The sequence below is a fragment of the Alphaproteobacteria bacterium genome, assembly GCA_030740435.1.
Taxonomy (GTDB): Bacteria; Pseudomonadota; Alphaproteobacteria; order UBA2966; family UBA2966.
The window spans coordinates 1-8,602 of sequence record JASLXG010000023.1 but is presented as its reverse complement, the minus strand read 5'-3'; the positions used below and the strand labels follow the sequence as shown (position 1 = coordinate 8,602).

Below are 8,602 nucleotides of genomic sequence, written 5' to 3'. Positions count from 1 at the left end.
GCGGCGGGTGGCCGACGTGCTGCGCATGCTGCGGAAGGTGGCCGACGACCCCGAGGTGGAGCGCGCCTGGAAGACCTGCCGGAGTGGGGTGGCGCGCCTGCTGGTGCACACCGTGGCCCACTTCCCCGCGGCCCAGGACGCCGCGGGCGTGGTGGACATCTACGACTGCTGGCACGGGCGGCGCAACCCGGACCCCGAGGACGTGGACATCAGCACCAGCATCGCCACCAACAAAGTGCAGGCCTCGATCGACATCGGCGACTCCTTCTCCTCCACCTTCGACGAACTGGACGCGGACTTCGGCGACCACGACACCGGGGCCTTCTCGGGCGATACCACCACCTCGTCGGGCGAAAGCGCCTTCATCGACGACTTCAACTTCGGCGCCGGCCTGGAGACGGGCACCTCGACGCAAGCCGTCAGCTTCACCGTCAGCAGCGTCGCCCAAACCGTATCGGACGAGGAAATGTATTTGGTCACGGCCGACGAGAGCCAGCTCACGGGCAGCGGTTTCATCCCCTCGGGCGTTTCGCTCTGTGGCTGCCAGTACCTGGTGTGGGGCTTCTGGGGCGGCTCCTTCCAACTCTCGGACGGCAGCGAGCGGGCGCTCCACCTGGGCAACTGGGTGGCCGGCGAGATCGCTACCCACGCCGCCATCTCGGCGCTTACCGGCAGCGCCACCTACACCGGCCACGCCATCGGCACGGTGATCGCCGGCACCACGCCCAACGTCTACCAGGCGGTGGGCGAGTGGAGCTACACCATGAATTTCTCCAGCCCCTCGAGTTCGACCGGCCATCTCGACAGCTTCGATGGCAGCGACTACACCCTGGGCGGTGCCACCCTGGCGGCCAATTCCACGTCGCTCAACACCTTCTCCGGCTCGATCACCGGGACCAGCCACTCGGGCTCGTTCCTGGGCTCCTTCATGAAGAGCAGCAGCGACGATGCGGCCGAGATGGGCGGCCACTTCCAGCTCAGCGGCACCGACTACAAGGCCTCGGGAATTTTTGCCGCGAAAAAATAGCCGCCGCTTGACCGGCGACAAGGCAGGTCCGGGACGGGGCCGGAATGCTTGGCCCAGTAGCGCCAAGGAAATCACCAAGATTTCACGAAGATTCGATCGGGCTGCAACGACTGCCGATTGACTTGACTGCCCTATTTATTGAGACTAGCGCCATGCAGATCGACGACATGCAGGAAAATGCCCGGCGTGCCAGCCGCCTGCTGAAGGCGCTGAGCAACGAGCACCGCCTGCTGATTCTGTGCCAACTGGCGGATGGCGAAAAAAGCGTCAGCGAGCTCGAGTCCCTGATCGGCCTCAGCCAGTCGGCCATGTCGCAGCATCTGGCGCGCTTGCGCAACGACAGCTTGGTGACTACGCGGCGCCAGGCCCAGACCATCCACTATTCGCTGGTCGGCAACGATGCGACGGCGGTCATCGAAACACTCTACGGTCTGTTTTGCGAAAGCGAGAGCGAGGGCGGCGAAGACGGCCCGCTTGACCCCGGCATCGCTGCCGAGTAGACATCGAGCAACCTGCAACCCGGCTGGCGGCGGCCGAGCGGTGGGGACTTGAGAACGGGGACGCCGCCACACGGAAAACTTTCCTGCGCAAGCCTGGCGGCGTTGTTGGCCGGGTCCGTACCGCTAGTACCGCTAGTACCGCATTAGACAGCTAGGATGCAGATCTATCTTCCCATCGCCGAGATGTCCGTCAGCATTTTCCTGCTGCTGGGCATGGGTGCGGGAGTGGGCTTTCTTTCCGGCATGTTCGGGGTCGGCGGCGGCTTTCTCATGACTCCGTTGCTGATCTTCATCGGTGTGCCGCCGGCCGTGGCCGTGGGCACCGAGGCCAACCAGATCATCGCCGCCTCGGTCTCGGGTGCGCTGGCGCACTGGCGGCGGGGCAACGTCGATCTCAGGATGGGCGGGGTGTTGCTGGTCGGCGGCGCCGTCGGCTCGACGCTGGGTGCCTGGGTCTTCAAGGAGCTGCGCCAGTTGGGCCAGATCGATCTGGTCATCTCGCTGGCCTTCGTCGTCTTCCTCGGCACCATCGGCGCGCTGATGGCGGTCGAGAGCACGCGCACCCTGATGCGGCGGCGCCGCAGCGGCAACCTGGGCAAGGCCCATCAGCATCACTGGATGCACGGCCTGCCCTTCAAGATGCGCTTCCACAAATCGCGCCTCTATATCAGCGTCATCATGCCACTCATCGTCGGCGCCGTGGTCGGCTTCCTGGCCGCCATCATGGGCGTGGGCGGCGGCTTCATCATGGTACCGGCGATGATCTACCTGATCGGCATGCCGACCTCGGTGGTGGTCGGCACCTCGCTCTTTCAGATTATCTTCGTCACGGCCAACGTGACGTTGCTGCACTCGATCAACAACCAGACCGTGGATGTCATGCTGGCCATGCTGCTGCTGGCCGGCGCCGTGGTCGGGGCCCAGGTGGGAACGCGGGTGGGAGCGCTGTTGCGCGGCGAGCAACTGCGCGGCCTGTTGGCGCTGTTGGTGCTGGCGGTCTGCGCCAAGCTGGCCTTCGATCTGGTGGTCACGCCCGACGATCTCTACACCGTGTTGCCGCTCCGGGGCGGTGAGTGATGCTGGCCCGGTCCGGCCTCATCTGCCTGCTGTTGGCCCCAGTGCTAATTTCGCCGTTGCGCCCGGCGGCGGCCCAGGACCTGGTGGCCGATCTTTCGTCGCACTTGATCGCTATCACATCGAGCTATGCCGGGGCCGAGCTCTTGCTGTTTGGCGCCCGCGAAGAGGGCGGCGACGTCATCGTCGTGGTGCGCGGGCCGCCCCAGCGCGTGTTGGTGCGCCAGAAGCGGCGCATCGGCGGCATCTGGATCAATCGTGATTCCGCCACCTTCGTCAAGGTTCCCGGCTATTACGCCGTACATGCCAACCGCATCCTGGCCGACATCGCCTCGGCCAGGGTGCTGGCGCGCCAACGGATCGGCGTCGAGAACCTGATCCTCGAGGCCGAGGGCGTCGATCCCCTAGAGGCGGTGTCGTTTCGCGAGGCCCTGATCCGCAACCACCAGAAGCAGGGGTTCTTTCGCGAGGAAGAAGGCAAGGTCGCCTTCCTCAGCAACCGCCTGTTCCGCACCAAGGTGCAGTTTCCCGCCAAAACGCCGGTGGGATCCTATACCGCGGAAATCTATGTCGTTCGCGACGGCCACATCGTCGGTGCCCAGATGACGCCGCTTTTCGTGCGCAAGACCGGCCTCGAACGTGCGGTCTTCGATTTCGCCCACAGCCAGCCGGCAACCTACGGCCTAGCCGCCATCCTCATCGCCCTGGCCGCGGGATGGCTGGCCGGCGCGGTATTCCGCAAGGTCTAAAGCATTTCAAGATTTATCCCGGCCAGCCGCTCCCCCAGGGGCAAAAGCTGGCAATTATGTGAAAAGGTTGATGTCGGATTGGGTGGCCATCTCAACCCAGGTTGCGGCGCCGCCCAGCTCGGGTCCTTCGATGAGGTCGTCGAGATCGTATTCGAAGAGGTCCATGGTCATCTGGCAGGCGATCATGGTGACGTCGGACTCGACGGCCGCCGTGCGCAGATCCTCGATCGAGGCGACGCCCTTCTTCTTGATCAGGTTCTTCATCATGCCCGTGGCCATGGCGTCGACACCGGGGATCATCGACATCACGTTCGGCATGCCGATATGCATGCCCATCATGGGCATTTCCATGCCCGGATTGCCCAGCGCCGTGACCCCCAGATCGAGCTTTTTCTTCAGTAGCGTCAGGCCGTAGAAGGTGAAGAACATCGAGACGTTGAGCCCCATGGCGGCGGCCGTGGTGGCCAGAATGAAGGGCGGATAGGCCCAATCCAGGCTGCCCTTGGTGACGATCAGGGACATGCTTTTGGCATTTTCCAGGGTCGTGTCGGTCATCGTTTCGCTCCCCTCCCGGTGCGCAGGTGAGGCCGGCACTGACAGCACCGGCCGGGTCATATGAGACCAATCCAGCCAGTATATTAGCAAACCAGAATATTATGCGATAGTCACGACGTTGCGAGCAATAATGTTGCGCGGCCGAGCCTCGTTTTACCTTCAGTACCACCCTTGTCATGGACGCTGCCCTCCCTATAAATACCTCGGCATAAATACCTCGAAGAATTGCCCTGTGCGTACAAGCGGCGGCACAGCAAAGGGGGCGCCGGCATGGACGAGATTCCCGTCACCACCATCGTCGCGGCCTGGGGTCTGGCGCTCGGCGCCATCCTCGGTGCCACCGTGCAGCGCACCAACTTCTGCACCATTGGGGCCATCTCGGACGCCGTGCTGATGGGCAGCTACAACCGCTTGCGGGCCTGGCTGTTGGCCATCGCTACGGCCCTGGTGGCCAGCCAGGGGCTGCACGGTGCCGGTCTGGTCGATCTGGGCAAGTCGATCTACCTGAGCCCCAACCTGGGCTGGCTGGGCGCCATCCTGGGGGGGCTTCTGTTCGGCTTCGGCATGACGCTGGCCGGCGGCTGCGGCAACCGCACCCTGGTGCGGCTGGGGGCCGGCAATCTCAAATCGCTGGTCGTCGCCCTGGTCATGGGCGTCTTCGCCTACATGACGCTGCGGGGCCTCCTTGGCCTGGCCCGGGTCGAGCTCGAGGCGGCCACCATGATCGACTTGGGCGCGGCGGGTTTCTCGTCGCAGGGCATCGTCGAGTTGCTGGCGGCGGCCAGCGGCCTCGATGACGGCGTGCTGCGCAGCGGCCTTACCATCGTGGTGGCCGGGGCTCTGGCCTGGTGGTGTTTCAAGGACGCCCAATTCCGGCGCTCGCCGCGCCACCTGGCGGCCGGCCTGATCGTCGGCCTGACGGTACCGGCGGGCTGGTTGATCACCGGCGTCATCGGCAACGACGAGTTCGACCCGGTGCCGCTGTTTTCGGTGACCTTCGTCTCCTCGACGGCCGACAGCGTGCAGTACCTGATGACCTTCACCGGCGCCACCGTCAACTTCGGCGTCGGCCTGATCGGCGGCGTCATCGCCGGCGCCCTGGCGGCCGCCTTGTTGGGCCGCGAGTTCCGCCTCGAGGCCTTCGCCGGCGTCGAGGATATGGCGCGCCACCTGATCGGCGCGGCGCTGATGGGGGTGGGCGGCATTTTGGCGCTGGGCTGCACCATCGGCCAGGGCATCACCGGCATGTCGACGCTGGCCCTGGGATCGCTGCTGGCCTGGCTGGCCATCATGGCCGGCGGCGTGCTCGGCATAAGGTATCTCGAAGAGGGCAGTTTGGCGGGGATTTTGCGGGTTCTGCTGGCGCGCAATTGAAGCGACGGGCCGTTTCTGCTTCAATTGCCGCCGACAAAAAAAAGGGGGAGGCGAAAAACCGTGCAACAGCTATTGACTAAATGCCGGCGCGCCGGGTTCTGGGTCGCGGCAATACTCGTGCTGCTGCCGAACCAGGCGCTGGCGGCAAGCGCTATCGACAGCGGCGACACGGCCTGGCTGATCACCGCCACGGCGCTGGTGCTGTTCATGACGCTGCCCGGGTTGGCGCTCTTTTACGGCGGCCTGGTGCGGACCCAAAATGTGCTGTCGGTGCTGATGCACTGCTACGTCATCGCCTGCCTGGCCTCGGTGCTCTGGTACGCCGGGGTCTACAGCCTGGCCTTCAGCGATGGCGGCAGCGCCAACGCCTGGATCGGCGGCCTGGGCAAGGCCTTCCTGGCCGGGGTCGGAAGCGATGCCGCCTCGGGCAGCATTCCCGAATCCGTCTTTTTCATGTTTCAGATGACGTTTGCCATCATCACGCCGGCGTTGATCGTCGGGGCCTATGTCGAACGCATCAAATTCGGCGCCGTCATGCTCTTCAGCGCGCTCTGGCTGATCGTCGTCTATGCCCCGGTGACGCACTGGGTCTGGGGCGGCGGCTGGCTGGCTGAAATGGGCGTGATGGACTTTGCCGGCGGTATCGTGGTGCACACCACGGCCGGCGTTTCGGCCCTGGTCGTCGCCATGGCACTGGGCGGCCGCGTCGGTTTCCCGGGCGAGGTCAAGCCACCGCACAATCCCGGCATGACCATGATCGGCGCCGCCATGCTGTGGGTCGGCTGGTTCGGCTTCAACGCCGGCTCCGCCCTGGCCGCCGACCAAAGCGCCGGCATGGCTATGCTGGTGACCCATATCTCGGCCGCCACCGCCTCGCTGGTCTGGATGGTCATGGAATGGGTTCGCTTCGGCAAGCCGAGCCTGATCGGCACGGTCACCGGCACCATCGCCGGCCTGGCCACCATCACCCCGGCCTCGGGTTTCGTCGGTCCCTTCGGGGCGCTGGTCATCGGCGTCGCCGCCGGACTGCTCTGCTTCGCCGCCGTGCAGGCGGTCAAGCAGAAGTTCGAAATAGACGATTCCCTCGACGTCTTCGCTGTCCATGGTATCGGCGGCATGACCGGTACCATGTTGACCGCGATCCTGGTGCTTCCCGTTCTTGGCGGCATGGGCCTGGCCGAAGGCATGACGGTGGGCCAGGCGCTCGGCGTCCAACTCCTGGGTATCGCAGCCACCGTGGTTTGGGCCGGCGCAGCCAGCTGGGTATTGGTCAAGATCTGCACCGCCCTGGTGGGCCTTAGAGTCGAGCGCGAAGACGAGATCGAAGGCCTCGACATCACTTCTCACGGCGAACGGGGCTACGAAATCTAAGCCCCCTCGGCGACAGCGCAAAAGGCAGCAGCGATGGAACTGATCATGGCCATCATCAAGCCGCACAAGCTCGACGAGGTGCGCGAAGGTCTGACCGAACTCGGTGTCCAGGGCATGACGGTCAGCGAGGTCAAGGGCTTCGGGCGCCAGAAGGGCCATACCGAGATCTACCGTGGTGCCGAGTACGTCGTCCACTTCGTGCCCAAGGTCAAGTTCGAGGTGGTGGTGGCGGCGGAGATGGCCGAGCGGGTTGTCGAGTGCATCCGCGAGACCGCCCATTCGGGCCAGATCGGCGACGGCAAGATCTTCACCCTCGACCTCGAGCAGGCGGTGCGTATCCGCACCGGCGAGACCGACGACCAAGCACTGTGAAGGTCCTGCTCTACGGCCCCATCGCCCAGCGCGGGCGAGAGTTGCTGCACGATCACTTCGGCGACCGCATCGAGATTACCGGCACCCTGGCCGGTGACCCGGCCGAGCAGCAGGCCGCCCACTTCGCCGCCGCCGAGGTCATCGTCAGCGTGCGCTTCGATGCCGCAGAGCCGCCGGCGCCGCGGGCCCGGCTCATTCAGTTGCCCAACTCGGGCCTCGATTCGGTGGACATGGCGGCGGTGCCCGAGGGCTGCGCGGTGTGCAACTCCTTCGAGCACGAGATCGGCATCAGCGAGTACGTCATGTCGGCCATCCTGCAGGGCATCGTCGAACTGCCCGCACGAGACGCCAAATTCCGCGCCGGCGACTGGTCCGACAGCCCGCGCCTGATGGGCCCCTTCCGCCCCGAACTGGCCGGCCGCACCATCGTCTGCGTGGGCTACGGCAACATCGGCCGGGCCGTGGCCCAGCGGGCCCGGGCCTTCGGCATGACCGTCCATGCCGTTACCCGCCGGCCGCGGGACTTCGATCCGGCGCCGGACAGGCTGGGCGCCATCGACGAGCTCGATGAGATGCTGCCGGAGGCCGATTACGTGCTGGTCTGCTGTCCCGAGGAGCCCAGCACCATCGGCCTGATCGGCGCCCACCGCCTGGCCCTGATGAAGCCCCAGGCGGTACTGCTCAACGTCGCCCGCGGCCTCATCGTCGACGAGGACGCGCTCTATGAGGCGCTCAGCCAGGGCCGCATCGGCGGTGCCGTGATCGACGTCTGGTACCACTACGCCGACATCGGCAACGAAGACGTCAAGCCCTCGCGCCATCCCTTCGAGAAGCTCGACAACGTCGTCATGACGCCGCATTGCTGTGGCTGGACCGAGGGCTTGATGCCGCGCCGCTTCGCCATCGTGGCCGAGAACATCGAACGCCTGATGGCCGGCAAACCCTTGCTGCACCAGGTGCATCCGGAGATCTGAGCCATGAATAACCCCATCACCATAGAAGGCGGCTGCCTCTGCGGTGCCGTGCGCTATCGGGCCGAGGAACCGCTGTGGGTGGCCCATTGCCACTGCCGGGAGTGCCGCCGCGCCAGCGGCGCCGCCTTCGCCACTTACGTCGGCTTGGCCCGCCAAAACCTCGTCTACCTCAGCGGCGAGCCCGCTTCGTTCGCTTCCTCGCCCGGGGTGCAGCGCGGCTTCTGCGCCCGCTGCGGCACCTCGCTGAGCTACCAATCCGAGCGCTGGCCCGGCGAGATCCACATCTTCGCCGCCACCGCCGACGCGCCCGAAGGGCTGGAGCCCCAGGGCCACGTCTACTGCGCCGAAAAGCTGCCCTGGATCGAACTCGACGACGGCCTGCCGCAGCACCCGACGACAGCGAACGCGGACTAGGGTCCGTTGACAATTAACGCAAATCAATCATGGTGGCGACGAGGCTCAAGTTTGCGGCATAGCTTGGGGGAAAACCTTTTCCCAGACCTCATCCCTGATGACGAAACGTCCCGTGTTCATCAAAACCTCCTTGCAAAAGGAAGTTTGAATCACTTTTTGACGCTCTTGGGAATCCCTTAAATGTCAACAGGC

The 8,602-nt window shown here is 65.2% G+C and carries 10 protein-coding genes; 9 read left to right on the top strand and 1 reads right to left on the bottom strand.

Features of this window, described 5'->3' with window-relative positions; translation table 11 throughout:
- The 4 genes from QGG75_02680 to QGG75_02665 form a co-directional block, all read left to right on the top strand.
- The coding region (locus tag QGG75_02680; protein ID MDP6066152.1) for a hypothetical protein at positions 1 to 1,027 on the top strand (1,027 nt) is incomplete at its 5' end.
- 152 nt (positions 1,028 to 1,179) lie between these two features.
- Positions 1,180 to 1,527, top strand: a complete 348-nt coding sequence (locus QGG75_02675) for a metalloregulator ArsR/SmtB family transcription factor (protein ID MDP6066151.1) — start codon at positions 1,180 to 1,182, stop codon at positions 1,525 to 1,527.
- Between the two features lie 156 nt (positions 1,528 to 1,683).
- Complete coding sequence (locus QGG75_02670) at positions 1,684 to 2,604, top strand: sulfite exporter TauE/SafE family protein (GenBank protein ID MDP6066150.1); 921 nt, start codon at positions 1,684 to 1,686, stop codon at positions 2,602 to 2,604.
- Positions 2,604 to 3,350, top strand: coding sequence for a TIGR02186 family protein (locus tag QGG75_02665; protein MDP6066149.1), 747 nt, complete (start codon positions 2,604 to 2,606; stop codon positions 3,348 to 3,350). The genes QGG75_02670 and QGG75_02665 overlap by 1 nt, the downstream gene beginning before the upstream one ends.
- Positions 3,351 to 3,404: 54 nt before the next feature.
- Here the strand turns inward: QGG75_02665 and QGG75_02660 are convergent, their stop codons facing one another.
- Positions 3,405 to 3,905, bottom strand: coding sequence for a DsrE/DsrF/DrsH-like family protein (locus tag QGG75_02660; protein ID MDP6066148.1), 501 nt, complete (start codon positions 3,903 to 3,905; stop codon positions 3,405 to 3,407).
- Positions 3,906 to 4,175: 270 nt separating this feature from the next.
- Between QGG75_02660 and QGG75_02655 the strand changes: the two genes are divergently transcribed.
- From QGG75_02655 to QGG75_02635, 5 genes are all read left to right on the top strand, one after another.
- Positions 4,176 to 5,279 carry a YeeE/YedE family protein gene (locus QGG75_02655; protein ID MDP6066147.1) on the top strand — a complete coding sequence of 368 codons (1,104 nt, stop codon included), beginning with the start codon at positions 4,176 to 4,178 and terminating at the stop codon, positions 5,277 to 5,279.
- A gap of 117 nt (positions 5,280 to 5,396) precedes the next feature.
- Positions 5,397 to 6,650, top strand: a complete 1,254-nt coding sequence (locus QGG75_02650; GenBank protein MDP6066146.1) for an ammonium transporter — start codon at positions 5,397 to 5,399, stop codon at positions 6,648 to 6,650.
- Between the two features lie 33 nt (positions 6,651 to 6,683).
- Complete coding sequence (locus tag QGG75_02645) at positions 6,684 to 7,022, top strand: P-II family nitrogen regulator (protein MDP6066145.1); 339 nt, start codon at positions 6,684 to 6,686, stop codon at positions 7,020 to 7,022.
- Positions 7,019 to 7,996 (top strand): 2-hydroxyacid dehydrogenase, encoded by a 978-nt coding sequence (locus tag QGG75_02640; protein MDP6066144.1) that lies wholly within the window; start codon positions 7,019 to 7,021, stop codon positions 7,994 to 7,996. The genes QGG75_02645 and QGG75_02640 overlap by 4 nt, the downstream gene beginning before the upstream one ends.
- Positions 7,997 to 7,999: 3 nt before the next feature.
- Positions 8,000 to 8,410: a GFA family protein gene (locus tag QGG75_02635; protein ID MDP6066143.1), complete on the top strand. Its 411-nt coding sequence runs from the start codon at positions 8,000 to 8,002 to the stop codon at positions 8,408 to 8,410.
- Positions 8,411 to 8,602: the final 192 nt, after the last annotated feature.

What these genes read in the sequence shown, in the direction of transcription:
- QGG75_02675 (MDP6066151.1), top strand. Translation starts at nt 1,180, where the DNA reads ATGCAGATCGACGACATGCAGGAAAATGCCCGGCGTGCCAGCCGCCTG.
- QGG75_02670 (MDP6066150.1), top strand. Translation starts at nt 1,684, where the DNA reads ATGCAGATCTATCTTCCCATCGCCGAGATGTCCGTCAGCATTTTCCTG.
- QGG75_02665 (MDP6066149.1), top strand. Translation starts at nt 2,604, where the DNA reads ATGCTGGCCCGGTCCGGCCTCATCTGCCTGCTGTTGGCCCCAGTGCTA.
- QGG75_02660 (MDP6066148.1), bottom strand. Translation starts at nt 3,905, where the DNA reads ATGACCGACACGACCCTGGAAAATGCCAAAAGCATGTCCCTGATCGTC.
- QGG75_02655 (MDP6066147.1), top strand. Translation starts at nt 4,176, where the DNA reads ATGGACGAGATTCCCGTCACCACCATCGTCGCGGCCTGGGGTCTGGCG.
- QGG75_02645 (MDP6066145.1), top strand. Translation starts at nt 6,684, where the DNA reads ATGGAACTGATCATGGCCATCATCAAGCCGCACAAGCTCGACGAGGTG.
- QGG75_02635 (MDP6066143.1), top strand. Translation starts at nt 8,000, where the DNA reads ATGAATAACCCCATCACCATAGAAGGCGGCTGCCTCTGCGGTGCCGTG.